This window comes from Psychrobacter sp. TAE2020 (assembly GCF_018919485.1).
GTDB lineage: Bacteria > Pseudomonadota > Gammaproteobacteria > Pseudomonadales > Moraxellaceae > Psychrobacter.
On record NZ_JAHLMU010000001.1, the window covers coordinates 2,647,127 to 2,666,466 of the forward strand.

15 protein-coding genes are annotated in these 19,340 nt (G+C 41.7%); 10 read left to right on the forward strand and 5 right to left on the reverse strand.

The annotated features are described in order from the left end of the window. Positions 1-8: 8 nt before the first annotated feature. The 3 genes from KPY62_RS10890 (at position 9) to KPY62_RS10900 (ending at position 3,211) form a co-directional block, all read left to right on the forward strand. Complete coding sequence (locus tag KPY62_RS10890; RefSeq protein WP_216581999.1) at positions 9-767, forward strand: LysE family translocator; 759 nt, start codon at positions 9-11, stop codon at positions 765-767. Between the two features lie 928 nt (positions 768-1,695). Next, on the forward strand, positions 1,696-2,910 hold the full coding sequence (locus KPY62_RS10895; RefSeq protein ID WP_216582000.1) for an RtcB family protein: 1,215 nt from the start codon (positions 1,696-1,698) through the stop codon (positions 2,908-2,910). Between the two features lie 55 nt (positions 2,911-2,965). Next, complete coding sequence (locus KPY62_RS10900; RefSeq protein WP_216583411.1) at positions 2,966-3,211, forward strand: hypothetical protein; 246 nt, start codon at positions 2,966-2,968, stop codon at positions 3,209-3,211. A 147-nt stretch (positions 3,212-3,358) separates the two neighbouring features. Here the strand turns inward: KPY62_RS10900 and miaB are convergent, their stop codons facing one another. Then, complete coding sequence (miaB, locus tag KPY62_RS10905) at positions 3,359-4,855, reverse strand: tRNA (N6-isopentenyl adenosine(37)-C2)-methylthiotransferase MiaB (RefSeq protein WP_216582001.1); 1,497 nt, start codon at positions 4,853-4,855, stop codon at positions 3,359-3,361. 548 nt (positions 4,856-5,403) lie between these two features. On the opposite strand from miaB, the gene KPY62_RS10910 reads away from it, so the two are divergent. The 4 genes from KPY62_RS10910 to KPY62_RS10925 all read left to right on the forward strand — a co-directional run bounded on the left by KPY62_RS10910 (position 5,404) and on the right by KPY62_RS10925 (position 10,415). Continuing rightward, the gene (locus KPY62_RS10910) at positions 5,404-7,587 is read left to right on the forward strand and encodes a lytic transglycosylase domain-containing protein (RefSeq protein ID WP_216582002.1); all 2,184 of its coding nucleotides are present in this window, start codon (positions 5,404-5,406) and stop codon (positions 7,585-7,587) included. A 417-nt stretch (positions 7,588-8,004) separates the two neighbouring features. After that, on the forward strand, positions 8,005-8,781 hold the full coding sequence (locus KPY62_RS10915) for a ribonuclease T2 family protein (protein WP_228730668.1): 777 nt from the start codon (positions 8,005-8,007) through the stop codon (positions 8,779-8,781). A gap of 196 nt (positions 8,782-8,977) precedes the next feature. After that, positions 8,978-9,961: a malate dehydrogenase gene (locus KPY62_RS10920; RefSeq protein WP_216582003.1), complete on the forward strand. Its 984-nt coding sequence runs from the start codon at positions 8,978-8,980 to the stop codon at positions 9,959-9,961. A gap of 214 nt (positions 9,962-10,175) precedes the next feature. Further along, on the forward strand, positions 10,176-10,415 hold the full coding sequence (locus KPY62_RS10925; RefSeq protein WP_216583341.1) for a DUF2789 family protein: 240 nt from the start codon (positions 10,176-10,178) through the stop codon (positions 10,413-10,415). A 233-nt stretch (positions 10,416-10,648) separates the two neighbouring features. Here the strand turns inward: KPY62_RS10925 and ribF are convergent, their stop codons facing one another. After that, entirely contained in the window at positions 10,649-11,779 is a 1,131-nt protein-coding gene (gene ribF, locus KPY62_RS10930; protein ID WP_216582004.1) for a bifunctional riboflavin kinase/FMN adenylyltransferase, read from the reverse strand. Between the two features lie 323 nt (positions 11,780-12,102). Between ribF and KPY62_RS10935 the strand changes: the two genes are divergently transcribed. Next, positions 12,103-12,687 carry a GNAT family N-acetyltransferase gene (locus tag KPY62_RS10935; RefSeq protein WP_216582005.1) on the forward strand — a complete coding sequence of 195 codons (585 nt, stop codon included), beginning with the start codon at positions 12,103-12,105 and terminating at the stop codon, positions 12,685-12,687. 68 nt (positions 12,688-12,755) lie between these two features. Here KPY62_RS10935 and KPY62_RS10940 read toward each other — a convergent pair whose 3' ends face one another. The 3 genes from KPY62_RS10940 to ampD form a co-directional block, all read right to left on the reverse strand. After that, positions 12,756-13,361 (reverse strand): hypothetical protein, encoded by a 606-nt coding sequence (locus tag KPY62_RS10940; protein WP_216582006.1) that lies wholly within the window; start codon positions 13,359-13,361, stop codon positions 12,756-12,758. An 80-nt stretch (positions 13,362-13,441) separates the two neighbouring features. Further along, a complete protein-coding gene (gene murJ / locus KPY62_RS10945) occupies positions 13,442-14,992 on the reverse strand; it encodes a murein biosynthesis integral membrane protein MurJ (RefSeq protein WP_216582007.1) in 1,551 nt (516 codons plus the stop codon). A gap of 153 nt (positions 14,993-15,145) precedes the next feature. Next, positions 15,146-15,757, reverse strand: a complete 612-nt coding sequence (gene ampD, locus KPY62_RS10950) for a 1,6-anhydro-N-acetylmuramyl-L-alanine amidase AmpD (RefSeq protein ID WP_216582008.1) — start codon at positions 15,755-15,757, stop codon at positions 15,146-15,148. A 218-nt stretch (positions 15,758-15,975) separates the two neighbouring features. On the opposite strand from ampD, the gene KPY62_RS10955 reads away from it, so the two are divergent. Both KPY62_RS10955 and KPY62_RS10960 read left to right on the forward strand, forming a co-directional pair. Then, the gene (locus KPY62_RS10955) at positions 15,976-18,258 is read left to right on the forward strand and encodes a DUF4105 domain-containing protein (protein ID WP_216582009.1); all 2,283 of its coding nucleotides are present in this window, start codon (positions 15,976-15,978) and stop codon (positions 18,256-18,258) included. Between the two features lie 196 nt (positions 18,259-18,454). Further along, positions 18,455-19,297 (forward strand): SDR family oxidoreductase, encoded by an 843-nt coding sequence (locus tag KPY62_RS10960; protein WP_216582010.1) that lies wholly within the window; start codon positions 18,455-18,457, stop codon positions 19,295-19,297. Positions 19,298-19,340: the final 43 nt, after the last annotated feature.

Consider the following 19,340-nt stretch of genomic DNA (forward strand, 5'->3'; position numbering starts at 1 on the left):
GTTAGTTGATGTCTTGGCATCTGTTTGCAGTGTTCTTTGCGAGTACGTTTTTTATATCAGCGACCCCCGGTCCTAATATGCTATTGGCGTTTCAATATGGCATGAACTATGGCGTCAAACGTACCTTATGGACGCTGGCAGGATTGAGTCTGGGACTGTTTATTCTGCTGTTATCGACATTGCTTGGACTGGATGTCATTAGTCGTCAATCGCCTTGGTTATTAGAGGTTATCAAAACAGTGGGTGCTGTTTATCTAATCTATTTAGGTATAAGCTCATGGCGTGATACTAGCGACCGTAGCTTGATGGACGCCGCCCGCGCAGTGAGTGCAGAGGTAGCTGCTGACTACTCAGATAACGATGAAATGTCGGATAACGCTAATAGGTCTTATAGCCTTCATCAAGCCCCTAAGCCACGATCATTATCTAGCGCTGCGGTCAACACTAGCCCTACCAACTTAACCTTATTCCGTACTGGAGTTTGGGTGTCGCTATCTAATCCAAAAGCTATTTTATTCTTCGCAGCTTTTTTCCCCAAATTTATCAATTTTAGCGCAGCGCTTTTTCCGCAATATATCTTGCTAACTATAGGGCTATTCTTAAGTGAGACTATATGGCAAATAATCTATACTGTCGGTGGTAAAAAACTAGCGGGCTGGCTCGATGTTGGTAACCGTCTAACTTGGTTAAATCGTGCTTGTAGTGTCATTTTTATGTTAATTGCTGGCGCTTTATTAGTGGAAGTTATTAGTAGTTTATTAAATTGATATAAAATATTTTATTAGCTGACTATAGTTTTTTATAGCTATTAACATAATTTTTCTCTATCAAAACATGTTATTGATCAAAACATGTTATTGTGTATTAATATAATAAATTTTTATTGGAATATTTAAAAAATTATTGACTTTATAATTTAAACCTTTAATATAATTCAATATTAGCGAGTAACTTTATAACGCTCACTAATAACTTATCTTAATTACCCTGCTATTGTCAGCCTTTGACAGTTAGCCACAACCTATGGAGGAATGACGATGTCCCACCTAAAAGCTAAGATGTTTTTGACGTTTTTAAAGATTGAATGTGTTAATGAAATGACAGCAGTGATGACCTCGCAAAGGTTGGGCTAAGTTTTAGACAGCAGTTCTCTGCTAGTCTATTGGCTTTATCAAAATCTGCCGAGCTAATCACCTTAGACTATGTTTAGTGGCTTATACCTTAAGTCTTGCTATACAATGCTTAGTCTAGCGCTGCACGGAAATATCTATTTATATAATACGATTATATCGACAATTCTGCCTAGCGTTTTGCTAGTTCTTGGATGATACACAGCCGTATTATGGTAAATAAATAATCCTATCTACTCAGTTTGTCACTTTCATAGCTACTATTTCTAAGCACTAGTACCAGCGATATTTATTAGTAAATATTATTTTCGCTAGTACCTGCTATCAATCTTTTATTAAACTTCAAAAACCAAAAAATAGAATATATCTTTATTGAGATTATTTATTTGCTCTCAATAAAAATAACGGTATTTTATTGTCTAAAATTTAACTTATTAAAAATAATTTTCTTATTTAATTAGGCGGGATAAGTATTGCCTAATAATTGATAAAGAATAATTGATAAAAAATAATAAAAGCTTAGCAATAAAGTATCAATGATAATTAAAATATGGAAAAATGATTAATGAGCATTCAATTAGTATTAAATGAAAGTGGTAAAAATGGGCTGCCAGTGAAGATTTACACTACTGATATAGAGCAAGGTGCCTTACAACAGCTGCGTAACTTAGCACAGTTGGAGTTTGTGCATTCACATATTGCAGTGATGCCTGATGTACATGTGGGTAAAGGGGCAACCGTAGGGAGTGTGATTCCTACTAAATCGGCCATTATTCCAGCGGCAGTCGGGGTCGACATTGGCTGTGGAATGAATGCAGTGCGACTATCACTAACAGCAAGCGATTTACCCGATAGCCTAAAGTCACTACGTTTAGCAGTGGAGCAACAAGTACCGGTTGGTTTTAATATGCATAAGCAAATTCAAGCCAAAATATCGACTCTTGACCCACTGGCAAAACGGTTAAAGCCGATTACTGATAAACATCCGGGGCTGCTTAAAATGCTCAGAGGTTTTGAACGTACTTGGGCCAAGCAAATAGGGACTTTGGGCGGGGGTAATCACTTTATTGAGTTGTGCTTAGATGAGAATAATGATGTCTGGGTAATGCTACATTCTGGCAGTCGCGGCATTGGTAATTGTATTGGTCAGTATTTTATTAATTTGGCTAAGAAGGAGCGTCAATCACGCTTTGGTCATGTGCCTGATCGTGATTTGTCCTACTTTGCTGCGGGTTCTGATAGCTTTGCTGATTACATTGAAGCTGTGGAATGGGCGCAAGACTATGCCTTGGAGAATCGTCGCGAGATGATGCGCTTGGTTATCAAATCCTTGCAGTCGCCGCAAGTAGGATTGCCACGCTTTCAGCTAACCAAAGAGGCTATCAACTGTCATCATAATTACGTCAATGAAGAAGTGCATTTTGGTGAGCAAGTCTATGTCACTCGTAAAGGGGCTATTAGTGCTTATGCCGGTGAGCTAGGGATTATTCCTGGCTCGATGGGCGCTAAGTCGTTTATTGTTAGTGGTCTAGGCAATAGTGAGTCGTTTTGTTCCTGTTCACATGGAGCAGGGCGACGTATGAGTCGGGGTAAGGCGGTGCGTACTTTCACTATTGATGAGTTAAAAGCACAAACCCAAGGCGTCGAATGTCGTAAAGATAAAGGGGTTATCGATGAAATTCCTAACGCCTATAAAGATATCGATGAAGTGATGGCCAATCAGAGCGACTTAGTAGAAGTCGTGCATACGCTAAAGCAGGTTATGTGTATTAAAGGCTAATGCTTGCCGCTAAAAACCAAAATTGATCGAATAAATTATAAATATAGGTAATCTAATGAGCTTAAAACAAACCTTAAAAAAGGCCAAGCAGATTGAACGGCAGCTAGAAAGTTGCAATAGCGATGTTCTCAATAGCCCTAGTCAATTACTAGGCACTGTCAAACCACGCAACTATTTGGCGCTTGACCCGCTGTTAAAAAAAGGCGGGATTCATGAAAGAGAAGATATCGATATCGCTCGTAAAAAGCGCCGTCGTGAAACCAAGCAACAGCTGCGACGCACGGACTGGTCATCAGAGTAGCTTTTGATTAAATCTAGATAAACATTTACCCATAAAAAAGCCGTTCACTATCAATAGCGAACGGCTTTTTTATTCTATAATCGTTGACTGTCAAAAGCTCCACGCCAACCTACAAGATTTCCATCAACTAATTAAAGATAAATCAACCTAAGCCAAGACCTCAACCAGATCGCCCTTGACCATATGCGGACTAACGAAGTCAGTAATGCGCACGTTAACGATCTTGCCTAGTAGCTCGTCCATTTTATCAGCGTCATAGGGGAACATCACCGTACGAGTATTATCAGCAGTGCCGATCAGGCAATCAGGATGACGATTGGCTACTTGCTCGACTAATACTCGAGCGGTTGTACCAACCATCTCATGAGATTTTTGTAGCGTTGAATCGATAATAACCTTTTGAAATTCGGCTAAGCGTGCTTTTTTAGTTTTAAAGGTCACATCATCAGGCAGTTCAGCAGCTGGGGTACCCGGACGCTTAGAATAGATAAAGCTATAGGAATGATCGAAGTTCAATTCTTTAGCTAAATTTAGCGTTTGCTGAAAGTCTTCATCGGTCTCACCAGGAAAGCCGATAATGAAATCACTAGAGAGATGAATATCAGGACGAATAGCTTTAAGTTTATTGATCTGATCGATATAAACATCAATAGTATGGTTGCGCTTCATCGCAGCCAATATCGCATTAGAGCCACTCTGCACTGGTAGATGTAGATGTGATACTAGCTCTGGTAATTGGGCATAAGCGTCAATAATATCATCAGTGAACTCTAATGGATGACTAGTAGTATAACGTATACGCTCTACACCATCGACATGTGAGACGTAGTGTAATAGCTCAGCAAAACGGCAAATGCTGCCATCGTCTTTTTCGCCACGATAGCCGTTGACGTTCTGACCTAATAAGTTTATCTCACGAACACCTTGCTCTGCTAAGCTGTCAATCTCAGCCAATACATCATCGAGTGGGCGCGACAACTCTTCGCCGCGAGTATAAGGCACTACACAGAATGAACAATACTTTGAGCAGCCTTCCATAATCGAGACAAAAGCTTTATAACCTTCGACGCGAGGCTCTGGTAAGAAGTCAAACTTCTCAATGCTAGGGAAGGACACATCGATAGTACCGATACGGTTTTTTGGGGCAATATCTTGCTGCTTATTGGATTGATCATACAACTCAGGTAAGCGATGCAAAGTTTGTGGTCCAAATACCATATCGACATAAGGCGCACGCTTTTGGATATTATCGCCTTCTTGTGAAGCTACGCAGCCGCCGACACCAATCACTAACTCTGGACGTTTTTCTTTTAACTTGCGCCAGCGGCCTAATTCGGAGAAGACTTTTTCTTGTGCTTTCTCACGAATAGAGCAAGTATTCATCAATAGCACATCAGCTTCATCGATATTATAAGTGACTTCCATACCATGCGAATCGCCGAGCACATCAATCATTTTGCCAGAATCATAGACATTCATCTGACAGCCTTGAGTAGTAATAAAGACTTTTTTAGCTGCTATGGCTGGCGCTGCCTCTGAGGCTAGCTTTACAGGAGCATTGACCATAGTACCACTAACCATATCGCTATCAGTTTGGTTAGCAACAGCGTCATCGATGCGGGGGTTAAATACAGTAACACTCATAAGTAAAGTCCATGATTAACAAACAGAATATAGCGGCAGCAGGCCATTAATGGTGGCATATTTTATCATAATCGGTCAGCAATGTGAAAAAGAAGCTTAGTCTGATAGCTATAATTATGATAAATTATTTATAATAGTATCAATTGCTTATCTAATCGCTGTCTAAGCTAAGCACAGACTTTGATAACAGCGCTTTAATGCTAGCTTTTAACTCATAGCATTTTTAGTAATAGAGCTTTATTAGTTATTACTAGGCTTTAACCATTATCTTATACAGTTAACTTAAAGTATTAGATTACAACTAGTTGTGCATTTTAAAGCATTGATATCACGGTCGTGTTACTCGCTATTGTCCTATTTATTTATAATTAGTAAAGGTAAGGGTTCAACATTGGCCTAATGTTGGCTTAATATAGTATGATAAGCGCCATCACCTTAGCGATATTCAATGAATCGCTGTTTAAGCCTTATTAGGGCGTGTCTGATAATTCGATAATAACCTTAAGGTCGAGTATCTAATACGTCTTTACATAATTAAGAGAGTCAGAATGACAAAGCATAATGTTGCCCACAACCTTAGTAATAGTGACACTAGGCCCAAACGCTTCAATGCCGCCACCCTGAAAATGAGTGCTCTTAGCTTAGCAACGGCAATGAGTGCGCTAGGGTTATCACAAGTCGCTCATGCTGAGCTGACATGGGGTAATAGTGAAGAGAATACTTATCAGCAACCAACCAATTTTGAGCAATCGAATAACTTTGAGCAACCAAGCAACTTTCAGCAATCGACTAATTTTCAGCAATCGACTAATTTTCAGCAAGATAGTAGTGTTAGCTCCTTTAATGCTGCCGCCCAAGCGGAAAGTCGTGGCGATGTGAATGCGCTCTATAATTATGAGCAGTCGATGAGCGGTGGTTTGTTTGCGATGTATCCTACTTATTGGCGAATGAACTTAGATTTGAATTCGCAAAGTTCAGCAGCAGTATCACAATTTGTTCGTCAATATCCAAATACCGTTATGGCAGAAAAACTGGCTGCTGATTTTGCTGAAACTAAAGCAGCTGCAGGGGATTATGCTTCCGTACGTCAAGTGGCCAATTTGATCACCAACGCCGATGCGAGCGAGCGCTGTGCTATTGGGCTAGGTTTTAATAATGGTGGCGATACTATGCGTGCCATGGCAGAGAAATCAGACGTTTGGCTTAAAACTCTCAAGCAGCCAGCACTATGTGAGCAGCTAGCGACTGAGATGAATAACAATGCGTTGATCAGTAATCAAGATCGAGCGGCACGGCTAAAACGTATGCTGCGTAAGGGTAAGACTGGGGACATAATGACTCTATCATCGCGTCTTGGCACCACTATTCCTTATTCAGCACTCAGTGAAATCCAGCTAAGCCCAACGTCGTTCTTCAGTCGTTTTGGCATGCAGCCTAATAGCCAAACCAACCAATACTTATATCTATATGCTATGGGACGCTTAGCTGACAAATCTTATCGTGAAGCCTCGCTACAGCTGGACTTCGATATTAAGCAAGACAATCAGCGTTCAGCGCGCTTGTTAAATGATGAAACTCGTCGTTATGCCTATCGTATCCTTGGGGTTGAGCGTATGGGGCACAATACTGATGATGGCTTCAATGCTGAAGCTGTTGATTGGTTCCATAACAGCTTGGATGATGACTTTAACTTCGAAGAAGCTGAAGATTATGCTATGGCTGCCATTCGTTTTAGTCGTTGGGATGATGTCGTTGAAGCCATCTCCAAAATGGATGCTGAGACTCAAAAGCTTAACAAATGGCAGTATTGGCTAGCACGTGCTTATGAGCAGTCAAGTAACAGCAGCAATCGTAATACGGCCAAAAAAATGTACCAGCATCTAGCCAAGAGTAATGAGTATTATGGTTTAATGGCTAAAGATAAGGCGGGTCAGCGTTTTGATATTAATGCCTTAGGCGGCAGTAACTTACCTAACGTTAGTAACGCTGATCGTGCTCGTGTCCTGCAAGACCCAAACTTCGCCCGTGCTTTCGCCTTATATAATGGTGATGCCAATCGAACTCATGCCAATCGCGAATGGAACTGGGCGGTTAAGCAGGCTCGTGACAAGCGTGATGACAACTTGATCATTGCAGCAGCGCTACAAGCACATGATCTAGGCTGGCTTGATCGTGCTGTTTATGCGGCTGATAATACTGATAAAGCCAGTAGTTTAGCGCTATCACATCCAATGCCACATCAGAGCTCTGTAGTTCGTTATAGCCAGTCAGCAGGTATCGATCCGGCTTGGGCTTATGGCATTATGCGTCAAGAAAGTCGTTTTGTGACCTCGGCACGCTCGAACGTTGGCGCTAGTGGTCTGATGCAAATTATGCCTGACACCGCAAAGTATATTGCTCGTAATTTAGGCGAATCTTATAGCTCAACTAAAGCTAATAGTGGCGATACTAATATTCGTTATGGCACTTGGTATATGAGTGATATTTTGGCTAAGTTAAATTATCAGCCAGTACTAGCAACGGCAGGCTATAACGCAGGACCTAATAAAGCTAAGCGCTGGCAGCCAGTGTATGGGACGCTTGATGCTGACCAGTATGTTGAATCTATCGCTTATCCTGAGACCCGCAATTATGTTAAACATGTGATGGAGAATGCTACGATATATAGTAATCTATTAGGTCGTGGGCAGCCCATCACTCAGCGTATGGGTACTATTCCAGCCGCTTTTTAACTATAGTTGATAGCCGTCAACCGTAGCGTTGCTATAGTCTGTCTGTCGCTATTATTTAAATCATTATTTGTGCAAATAAGCCATTAGTAGTTCGCTACTAATGGCTTATTTTTTTAGCCTTGTTGCTAAAAGTATTCAATAAACACACCCTAAGCAGGTGTTCCTTGGTGTTACCTTATTTACTCTATTTTTCAGAGTTTATTTTATAGTCTTATTACCTACTATTTTAGTAGAAGCTACTGTCGAAACTGGGCGCTAATAAAAGAATATCCTCAGCGGTTTGCTCAGCAACTTACGTTTCTGCTATAGATTAAAAAAAGGGTTTTGTTACCATTGCATTAAATATTATCACTATTCTGAGTATGGTTACCTAAGTCTATAACCATCGCTTGATAACGACTGAATGTTTTATTAATTATGATAAAAAAATCCTTACAACATACCAGTCCTATAATCACTAACTCGCAGTTGATTAAGCAGCTATGGTGGTGCTGTATCATAAAATTAAAGTCGATAACCGGCAGCTATTCAGCAGCTAATACACCTACTAAGTCTACTAAGTCTACTTTGTTTAGTGCTATCGTAGGATGCTGCCTGCTACTAGGGATGACATCAACGCCCGCTCAAGCTGCCAATGTATCTAAGAGCGGGCAGCGAGTACTGATGATTGAGATGACTCCAGCGTTATGTAAAATGCAACCCTCGCGTTCGCGCATGCGCCAGTGTTTAGAAGGCTATTCACTGACTGTAGCAGGTCTCAATCTAGGTTATGGCAATCGTTGTGAACGGGGTAGCGAGCCTGATTTGACGCCTTTGCAACTTAAAGTGGTCAACCGTATCATGCCAGATAGTACGGTTCGAAGCCAAGCATGGTATAGATACGGAGCTTGTAGCCCACTGAGTGCCAACAGCTACTTTCGCCAGATTGTCAGTCTTGCTAGCGAGTTAAAGTTACCAAGTGAACTCAATAGTGGCAATAGTTATACCGTTTCTAAGTCAAGTTTTCTAGGTCAGATGACTCGACTAAACAGTAGAATGAATAGTGCCAGTATTGACCTGATCTGTCAGGATGCTAACCGGCGTCAATCTATTCTTACCGAAGTGCATATCTGTTATGAGGGCAGCCAGTTCGGTACTTGTAGCAGTCCAATAAATAGTTGTGGTAAAAACTTTATCATTTCAGGCGGCAAATAAGCGCTGATATCTTTAAGTTATGGTAAGTATAAAATGTAACAAAATAGACTATAATGCACTTACCGTTGTCCCTAGACGGTTTGGCAAACGAAGTGCTACACTAGCCTCGGTTTATGGCAGTTGCTACATACAAGCTCAATGAGCATAAATTAATAAGCAAGAAAACCATATCTAATAATCAATTAGGGAGTATTTTATGAAACAGCCTATACGTGTTGCCGTAACTGGTGCTGCAGGTAATATCAGCTATGCAATGTTATTTCGTATTGCATCTGGTGAGATGCTAGGTAAAGATCAGCCTGTTATTTTGAATTTACTTGAAATCACTCCAGCACTTGATGCCCTTAAGGGTGTGGTTATGGAACTACAAGACTGTGCCTTTCCTTTATTAGTAGATATCGTTCAAACGGATGATGCCAAAGTAGCGTTTAAAGATGTGAGTTATGCTTTATTAGTAGGTTCACGCCCACGTGGTCCAGGTATGGAACGCAAAGACTTATTAGAAGCTAACGCGGCGATTTTTTCAGCACAAGGTAAAGCGCTTAATGACGTGGCTAACCGTGATGTAAAAGTTTTAGTTGTGGGTAACCCTGCAAACACTAACGCGGTTATCGCTCAGCGTAATGCACCAGATCTTGATCCACGTAATTTCACCGCAATGACTCGTTTGGATCACAACCGTGGTATAGCTCAGTTGGCTGAAAAGACAGAAACTACGGTCAACGATGTTAAAAAAATGATTATCTGGGGCAACCATTCATCCACTCAGTATCCTGATCTAACCGCTTGTACGGTTAACGGTAAGCCAGCATTAGACTTGGTTGATCGTGAGTGGTATGAAAACACTTATATCCCAGAAGTACAAAAGCGTGGCGCAGCAATTATTAAAGCACGTGGTGCCTCTTCAGCAGCCTCCGCTGCTAACGCAGCTATTGCCCACGTACGTACATGGGTAATGGGTACAGAGGGCGACGATTGGGTATCTATGGGTGTCTATTCTAATGGCGAATATGGTATTGCTAAAGGTTTGATCTACTCATTCCCTTGTACTTGTAAAGATGGTGACTGGTCTATCGTTGAGGGTGTTGATGTATCATCAGACTTCTCAAAAGATAAAATGGCAGCTACTGAGCAAGAGCTTAGCGAAGAGCGTGATGCCGTATCACATCTATTGCCATAAGCTAAATTTTATAGCTAATAGATAATAAAAAAGTCTTACTATTATGGTGAGACTTTTTTTTAAGACTTTTTTGCTGCTCTATAAGTATAGGGTACAACGTTAACATAACTGGTAACGTTGGATAACAGATCGTTCAATCTAGCTTGCTACAATAGTTGCTGATTAGTGAAACAATAAACACAAAAATAATCGCCGAAATTAAAGGAGAGAGATGATGTTAGGTGAACCAAGTTACAGTATAAATGACTTATTTGCTCAATTAGGATTAGCTAGCTCAGATGCAGCCATTGATACTTTTATTGAAAATAACCCATTAGCCAAAGATGAAGAGCTGACAGAGTCGAAAATTTGGGATGAGAAGCAGCGTATGTTTCTACAAGAAGAATGGAAAAAAGACGCAGTATGGGTAGAGATTATTGATGAGTTGAATGTGCGTATGCATCCTACCGCTTAACGGGCATCAATACTTAGTTTTAAATGATTAGTCCCAAATACTTAGTCTTAAAGAATTAGTTGTCTTAAATAATTAGTTTCAACCGCCAGTTATATGGTTAATAATGCAAAGAAAAACCCACAAACAAGCGTTCTGTGGGTTTTTTATGCAAGGGGTGTAGAGGCTATATAGAATCGGCACTTAGCACTAGCACTGAGCAAACAGGTTACTTTATAAATGAGCCTAGGATAAGGCTAGTCAAGCTGCTGCTGTCGCCATACTAATAAATCTGCCACATCGTTATGTATCCCTGCTTTCAAAGCTTCTAAGCCGTTATAGTGACGTTCACCATGCAAAAAATGCAGAAAACGTACTTGCAAGGTCTGGTCATACAAGTCGGCTTGCAACTGTGGAAAGTGTACTTCTAAACGCCATTCATGAGGCTTATCAACTGAAGGTCGAGTGCCGATACTAGCCGTACCAAATAGACTATGCGGCTGTAAACCGGCAACGCCGCTCTGGCCATTAGTCGCAAACTGGCTTAGCCCATCAGCGATAACTTCACCTTTATCATCGAGCGCAACCACATCAACAGCGAAAATACCGTGTAGAGCGGGTTTAATACGAGCCAAATCGATATTAGCAGTAGGGAAGTCCAAAGTACGCCCGATCTTATCACCACTGACTACTAGTCCGGTAATAGTATAGTCGCGACCCAGTAACTTATTAGCAGCGTTGATATCACCAGCCAATAGTAAGTCACGCACTCGTGTAGAGCTAATACGCTCAGCAGCGTTCAATTCAGCAGTATCGTTAGCAACGCCGCTATTATCATTGCCATTATGGCTATAGTCACTGTCGTTATGATTAGTGTCAGTAACTGTATGTAGGTTAATCACCTGCAAGCCATAATCACGCAAAAACTGACTGTCACCAATGCGGTCATGACCAAAACGAAAGTCATCGCCTAATACTAAGGCTTGTACATTGAGCTGCAAGGCCAATAAATCAGCAAACGCCTTAGCCGATAAAGCACGAAAGTCGCTATCAAAACTGACTACTATCAACGTCTCAACGCCATGCTCAGCTAATAAGGATTGTTTTTCTGCCAAATTAGTTAAGCGAGCAGGAGCAGTATTGGGAGAAAAGAACTCTCGTGGCTGTGGCTCAAATATCATCACTGCTGAGCTCAAATTTGATTCGTTAGCTATAGTACGCACTTGCGCAAGCATAGCTTGATGACCTAAGTGCACACCATCAAAATTGCCAATAGTTAACACGCAAGGCGCCAGTTCTGACGGATAGTTATCCGCTGCCAACGAATCATTGTCCATCAGCATTGCGTTTGATGCGGTAATCAGTTGCTCAAGAAAATAGGTATTCATAAGTTTGCAGCTACGATAAGAGCGAATAAATAAAAACACTGCCAAGAATAGATTTGCAGGGTTTAAAGCCAGTCATTATAAAGTAAAATAGCGTCAGTGACATTACTACTGACATTATCATTAACATTACCGATAACATTGTCAATAAGGTAACCGATGACGTCATTAATAGCTATTCTATAGCACTGATTACTCTAACAGGCACTATTCCAGCACTAATTAACGGCCCAACCTTTATTAAGTCCATAACTGAGTCAATAAATACTGCAATAACCCTTACAATAACTAAGACAACACCTCCTACAATAACTACGAGAGCTATTATGAGTGACTTATATATTGAGCCAATAAGGCTAACTGATAAATTTATAGTTCAACGCGCAACTGTTGATGATCTAGCCGTTGTGTTAGCTATTTATAACCAAAGTATCGCTGGTAAGCAAGCTACGGCCAACTTAGTGCCAGTCAGTTGTGACGAGCGCGCCGCTTGGTTTAGCGAGCACATTAACAGTCCTACACGGCCCATTTATGTGGTTAAAGCAAGCAACAACCAAGAGCAGAACCAAAACCCTAATCAGCAACCGTCAATCATCGTAGCTTGGGGCAGTTTTAGCGATTTATACTCGCGTACGGCTTATCATATCAGTAGCGAAATCAGTGTTTATTTGCATAGTGATTATCACGGCCAAGGATTAGGCAGCTTGCTTACCCGCTGGATGCTTTTGCAAGCACCGAATTTAGGTATTCGCAATATTGTCGCTCTTGTCTTTGCCCATAATAAACCCAGCTTAGGACTATTTCATAAGCTGGGTTTTGAGCAGTGGGGCTATATGCCCCAAGTCTGCGATATGCAAGGCTTTATAGCCGATGTGGTGATGCTAGGTATAGCGGTCAAGAGCGAAGATTAGCGCAAGGTTTTGCTAAATACTTACTCAAAACCTTGCTTGCAACCTTCGTTAAAAATTTGCTCAGCTATTTAGCCTAGTATTTTCCATTTGCCATCTACTTTTTGTAGTTCATAAGACAGTGGTGCGGGTTGTTTTTGACCTTTTAGCATGAGCTCACCGTCTATAGTAGCGCGGGTCTTATCGTCATTATAGCTAGTATTAGTGATAGTAACGCCCTCTACGGTCTGCTGAAAAGCGTACTGAGTCTTCGCAAGCTCTTGCTCAAAATTAGCTAGATCTACTTTATAGTAAGTAGCTGCTTGTTTAACATCGCCATAATATAAAGTGTTGAGCGCTTGTTTTACCGTATCTTCAGGGGTGCCAGCTTGAGTAGGATTATTGACCAGACTGGGCTGCTCACCAGTAGCAAGTGCTGGATTGGTAACGTCACTAACCGCCTGATCAGTAGTTGCATCGCTAGGGGCACTGTTAGGGGCCGCTACTGATTTTTCTGTGCTATTACTGCTGCTATCGGTAGCACTATCAGCCTTCTGTTTGTTAGCGACCGTATCAGCTGAGTTGCCCTCAGTACTAACTTCGTCGACATCATTACTACTACAGCCACTTAACAGCAAGCCAGTGCTTAACAAGCTAGCCATTAGTAGTGGTGGTAACTTTAAAGTTTTGGTTCTCATAGCAGACCTCAGAATTTGTATATATTTATATAGTAACAGCCAATGGACAGCTTAATCCTGTTTTGGTGACTGGTATCTCTTTAACCGTGTCTAAGCTGGCGTGGACGAAAGCCACTAGCGATTAGCACTAGCGCATACACTAAGGCACCTACCGTACAGATAATCAATAGAGCCACTAGTCGCTTCCATTGCGCTGAATCAGTTGGGAAGTAAGGAAGCATTAAGTATAGAGCTGTCACCATCGATATGGTAGCAGCCAAAAACTGGGTAAAAAGTTTTTTCCAATGGCTGTCAAAGCGAAAAATATCACGCTTATGTAAGAAATAATACAGCAGACCCGCATTGACAAAGGAAGCAAAAGTAGTCGCCAGCGCAAGGCCGCCATGCAGGGGTATGTCGAATAGATAAAAAATACCAATAAAGATCACACTAAAAATCATGTTAGCAAATACTGAAATAATACCAACCTTTACTGGTGTTCTGATATCTTGACGAGCAAAAAAGGCGGGCGCAAAGACTTTAATTAGCATAAAGCCTAAGATTCCACCAGCCATACTACGTAGCGCTAAGCCACTCATTTGCGCATCACGTAAAGTGAATTCGCCACGCAAAAATAATGCTTGCATCAACACATCAGCAAGTATGAATAGCGCAGCAGCAGCAGGTAAACCGACGACGACGATTAAACGTGCCGCCCAATCGATAGTTTTCTTAAAGCTAGCATCGTCTTTTTGTGCCTCACTTTTAGATAAACTCGGTAAGATAACCGTACCAATAGCCACCCCAATCAATCCTAGCGGTAGCTCGCTCATACGCTCAGCGGCATATAACCAAGATACTGAACCGCCAATCATTAAGGAGGCGAATATGGTATTGAGTAGTAAGTTAATTTGGGTAACTGATACCCCAAAGATAGCTGGCAGCATCAGCTTCAAGATACGCCTAACGCCTTCATGTTGGAAGTCGATTTTAGGCATTACTAACAGCTTTTGTTGCGACAACTGCGGTAATTGGATCAATAGCTGTAGTAGACCAGCGATAGCCACTGCATAGCCTAGCGCCATAATAGGGGTGTCTAACATCGGGGAAACAACTACCGCTGCACCTATCATGCATAAGTTCAGCAATACTGGTGCAAAAGCAGGAGCAGCAAAGCGCCCATAACTCTGCAAAATACCGCTGGCAAAGGCCGTCATAGAAATAAATAATAAATAAGGAAAAGTTAAGCGCAATAGTTCAGCAGTAAGCGCAAATTTATTGGGCTGATCAGCGAAACCTGGAGCGAACAAGGTTACTACCCAAGGGGCAATCAGAATCACCAAAAGAGTAAGCATCGATAGAATAAGCAGCAGTGCGCCTGAGGTGCGACTGACTAGAATTTGAACTTGTTGTAAGCTGTACTTTTCTTTGTATTCAGATAATACTGGTACGAAAGCTTGGCTAAATGCGCCTTCAGCAAACAGACGTCGCAGAAAGTTAGGGATCTTAAAGGCTACCAAAAAGGCATCCATTAACCCACCTGCACCAAACACCCCTAGTAATACGATATCACGTACTAGACCTAAGATACGCGATAGCATAGTCATGCTACTGACCACCATCGTGGAACGAAATAATCGACTTTTTGCCATGGGAACCTATTCGCTAATTTGTCTGATAATTGACTACTGCAAAAAAACTGACGGATTATAGCATTTTCATAGCTTATCTATAGCATATTCATAGCTCATCTATAGCATAGATTAACGAATTGCTTTTGGCGGGCATAAAGCTATTGGTCGAAACTAGCCCATACGATTTTGAGTAACCATGGCGCGTAATTTAGCCCATTCAAAATAATCACCTGGATCGGTCTTACGTCCTGGAGCAATATCACTGTGTCCAGTCAAGTGCCGGCAAGTTTTAGGATAAGCCTGATAAATAGCGCTAATAACTTGCGCCAAAACTTGGTATTGCTGATCGGTAAAAGGGCTAAAATCTGATCCTTCAAGTTCGATACCAATGCTATAATCATTACATTCAGTACGGCCCAAATAACTTGATCTACCGGCATGCCAAGCCCGCTCATTAAAGTTTACGAATTGAGTGATAGCGCCATCACGCTCTATAAATAGATGTGCTGAGACTTCTGCGCCTTCTATAGTTTGAAAATAAGGATGCGCTTGCCAGTCTAGTTGATTGATAAATAGCGCTTTGACATAGTGAGTCCCATTAGCGTCAGCAGCGCCGAACTCATTAGGTGGTAAGCTGATATTATGAATAACGATAGTATCGATATCGATGTCATTAGGACGCGAGTTGCTATTAGGGGAGCACAGCCACGTAGCTGCTGATAATTGACCCTCGCTAATGGTCATCGGAGCAGCTGACGGTGACAGGTTTGCTGATATTGGCATAGTATTCTCTAGGATATAGATTGATTTAAAGCAAGGTTGTCAGCAAGTTAATCAGTAAGATAGTGCGAAAAATATTACTAAGCAACCGACGCTAATAACTAATTATAAATATAGTGGACAAAGTTTAGGAAAATCAACAAAATTTATCCAAGCTTTTATTTGTAAATCACCAGCAAACCTTAGCAAATACACTTTAATAAAGCACGAGGATTTATTCTATGCCTAAAAAACCCAATGTAATAGTATCCGCATACCCTCAAGCTAACTTTAAAGTTGCCGAGGATAGTTTCGCTAGAAGTCGTTGGGCTAGAATAAGCGAACGTGCTCGTTTACCGGCTACTATCGCCGGCTTACTATTGACAGTGCAGTCGCAAGCGTTTTTACCGACTCCAGAATCAATAGTGACGACAGGGGCATTAGCTGATAAAACCCAGCCATTAGCAACTAAGGCCAAAGTAATCGATGCAAACCCAGCGTTGACTGCTGCTAGTAAGGTGACTCATCAAGACCTTAATCAAGGCACTAAGCAAGTCACTAATGAGGCACAAAACAATAGCAATGCTACGGCTGCTAGTTATAAAGCTAGCACTAGTGAGGTAGCAAACAACGCTGAACAGCTACTAACAACTTGGCGTCAACAAGTGCAATCGGACAATTTAGCTCAACATACGACATGGCGCAGGTTATTATATTTTATTGATGATAATAAAAGTATTTTTGCCAAAAACACTAACAATAGTGTGATCGACAACCCAAAATTCTTTTTAAGCGCTACTGGTCAGCAAGATTCAGCTGCAGAACTTGATGCGACACTAGTTGCACTAGCGCAAGAGTTTACTCTGGCCCGCAGCGCTGCTAATACCAATAGTAGTGCGCGCGTTGCTGTAAATGATTCGGTACTTTGTCGCTTTCCGGCGCGGGTCAAGTGGCTAACGGATACTTTGAATTTTCACGATGCTCAATTACAGATTGAATGCCCAAAGCTTGATGCTTGGATGACAGAACTAGCCCCTGCGCAGCTGTCAGTAATGTTTGCTGAAGAGTATCTAGACAATCCCATCTCTGGGTTTGGACATACTCTGATGCGTATAGACTCAGCAGCTAGTGCGGCAGACTTCAATCAAATTCAACATGCTTATGCGCTCAATGATACGGTCGATGGTGATAGTTCTGATAGCTTTATCCTCTACGCCATAAAATCAGCGACTGGTCGCTATAATAATTTGATCGAGATTGACCCTTATCCAAAGAAGCTGGCAGAGTATTTAAAAACTGACGAACGGGACAGTTGGACCTATCAGTTAGATTTGACTCCGAGTGAGGTGCAGCAAATCATGTTGCATGTTTGGGAGACTAAAGACTTAGGGCTACCTTATTACTTTGCTACAGATAACTGCGCCTCTGAGATTTTACGGCTTATCGATGTGGTACGGCCCAATGAGCACTTATTGAGTCAGCTGCCTTACGCCGTTATTCCCTCGGATGTAATCAACTTACTGCAAAAAAACCAGCTACTAGCCAGCAGTCGCTTTACCCCTGCTGATAGTAGCGTGCGCCAAGCACAGTTAAATCAAGCAAAACAACAAGCCAAGCTTACTAGTAAAGACCAGCTAGGCTATCAACAGCTGAGTAATAGTGAGATTGAAGCTATTAAATCAGTCGACAGCAACCCGGCGTCAAGTATGGCTACTGATGGACAAACGCTATTACCGTTAGCTATTGCCGCCTCAAATAATAATCCGCTCGACCGTCATTCTTTACAGCGCGGCCATATTGGCATAGGTAATCGTGGCGACAACAGTTATATCGATGTCGGACTACGTGCAGGATTTCACGATACTCTGGATCGCCCTACAGGATTTCATCAGTTCTTTAACTTAGAAGGGCTTGAAGCAACGTTGCGCTTTTATGATAACGATAAAAGTGAGCAACCAAGAAAGGTCGAATTACAGAACTTCACCTTGATTCGTGGGCGCTCATTTAATCCAGTCAATACTGCCCAAAAAGGTAAAACTTGGGGTGCCAGTGTCGAAGCCACTCGGGTTAATGATGGCTCGCAACGCGATGGCACTGATCATTTAGTGGCTAGCACCACCCTTGAATATGGCAAATCATGGACATTTGGTACGCCGGCTAAAGAGTCATCAGGCTTAGTAAGCGCCGAGATGCCACCGCAGCTTTGTTACGCCTTGGCTATGGGAGCGCTGCAAGGCGGGCGTGGGATTAGTAAAGGTTACCGTGTGGGCGCTGGGGTCAATGCCGGTTGTGTGTATCAGATTAACAATCAGTTACGTGCGCAAGCTGAATTGCAACTGCCATATTGGTATCATGGCAGCAGTGACGAAGATGCGCAGGGTAGCTACTGGCAGCCTATTACTACTCTTGGGCTGCAGTATGATATAGATAAAAAACAAGCATTACGTATCAATGCTAGTTACGATTGGCAAGATCGCGTCGATGCCAACGATGATATCAAATTAGCTTATATGCGTTACTTTTAAGCTATGAGTTAAGATTTTTTACTAGGCTAGTTTATTTAAATAGGCTAGCATAACGGCTTATCAAACAGCAGGGTCAAAAATAACTATCGCAACTAACTGTTTTTGATAACTATCAAATTTTAATAGCTATCAAAGCTAATTACCAAAGACAGTTATTAATAACTGTAGTAAAAACAATTATAAATAAGGACCGTTTATGAGCACTCAGCAATGGCTAGTTATCGGTCAAGGTGATATTGGTTTACCAGTGACTAATAAGCTTGCCCAACAAGGTTACTCAGTGACTGGACTTGCACGCAGCGCGCGTAGCGATTACGCTTTAGCTGAGCAAGCAAATTTTATACAAGCCGATGCGCTTAAAGTCAGTGCCGAACAGTTGCAAGACTTTACTTGTATCACTATTATCGTTACCCCTGATGAGTACTCGACTAGCGGTTATAACAAGAGCTATTTAAGTATCTGTCAGCATTTGGCCCAGCTTGCTGAGCAGTTACCTAAACTTGAGCGTGTAGTGTTCATCTCATCAACAGGTGTTTATGGTCAAAATAAAGGCGAGTGGATTGACGAAACTACGACACCAGCTATTCCTGAGCGTGATGCCTCAAAAGTAATCTTGCAGGCGGAGCAAGCGCTGCAACAAGGTTTTGCTGATAAGGCCATTATTATTCGTCCTAGTGGCATTTATGGACGCCAGCGCTTAATGCGTTTACGTAAGGTCAAAGAGGACAACAAAGACCCTATAGCTAGTGACGACTGGAGCAATCGGATCATGGATAGCGATTTGGTCACTATCATTAGTAAAGTACTGACCATTGAGGCCCCTAAGTCGCTTTATTTGGCTACTGATTATTTACCAGTGACTACCTTACAATTGAGCGCTTGGCTAAGTCAGCAACTACAACAATCGCCGCCAATTATCGATGATAAGCACACAGCGATTACCGGCAAGCGCCTACACAGCAATATTCCATTAGCTTGGCTTGAGTTTGCGGATTGGCAAGCTGGGTATAGTGATATATTGCAGCATCAACAGGATTAGAGTCGGTTGAAAAAATTATAATATTATTTAGATTGTCTAAACG

Excerpts from the sequence above, each read along its gene's own strand:
- KPY62_RS10960 (WP_216582010.1), top strand. The coding sequence starts at position 18,455 with ATGAGCACTCAGCAATGGCTAGTTATCGGTCAAGGTGATATTGGTTTA.
- KPY62_RS10895 (WP_216582000.1), top strand. The coding sequence starts at position 1,696 with ATGAGCATTCAATTAGTATTAAATGAAAGTGGTAAAAATGGGCTGCCA.
- KPY62_RS10920 (WP_216582003.1), top strand. The coding sequence starts at position 8,978 with ATGAAACAGCCTATACGTGTTGCCGTAACTGGTGCTGCAGGTAATATC.
- KPY62_RS10955 (WP_216582009.1), top strand. The coding sequence starts at position 15,976 with ATGCCTAAAAAACCCAATGTAATAGTATCCGCATACCCTCAAGCTAAC.
- ribF (WP_216582004.1), bottom strand. The coding sequence starts at position 11,779 with ATGAATACCTATTTTCTTGAGCAACTGATTACCGCATCAAACGCAATG.
- KPY62_RS10915 (WP_228730668.1), top strand. The coding sequence starts at position 8,005 with ATGATAAAAAAATCCTTACAACATACCAGTCCTATAATCACTAACTCG.
- KPY62_RS10890 (WP_216581999.1), top strand. The coding sequence starts at position 9 with ATGTCTTGGCATCTGTTTGCAGTGTTCTTTGCGAGTACGTTTTTTATA.
- KPY62_RS10900 (WP_216583411.1), top strand. The coding sequence starts at position 2,966 with ATGAGCTTAAAACAAACCTTAAAAAAGGCCAAGCAGATTGAACGGCAG.
- murJ (WP_216582007.1), bottom strand. The coding sequence starts at position 14,992 with ATGGCAAAAAGTCGATTATTTCGTTCCACGATGGTGGTCAGTAGCATG.
- KPY62_RS10910 (WP_216582002.1), top strand. The coding sequence starts at position 5,404 with ATGACAAAGCATAATGTTGCCCACAACCTTAGTAATAGTGACACTAGG.
- KPY62_RS10940 (WP_216582006.1), bottom strand. The coding sequence starts at position 13,361 with ATGAGAACCAAAACTTTAAAGTTACCACCACTACTAATGGCTAGCTTG.
- miaB (WP_216582001.1), bottom strand. The coding sequence starts at position 4,855 with ATGAGTGTTACTGTATTTAACCCCCGCATCGATGACGCTGTTGCTAAC.
- KPY62_RS10925 (WP_216583341.1), top strand. The coding sequence starts at position 10,176 with ATGTTAGGTGAACCAAGTTACAGTATAAATGACTTATTTGCTCAATTA.
- KPY62_RS10935 (WP_216582005.1), top strand. The coding sequence starts at position 12,103 with ATGAGTGACTTATATATTGAGCCAATAAGGCTAACTGATAAATTTATA.
- ampD (WP_216582008.1), bottom strand. The coding sequence starts at position 15,757 with ATGCCAATATCAGCAAACCTGTCACCGTCAGCTGCTCCGATGACCATT.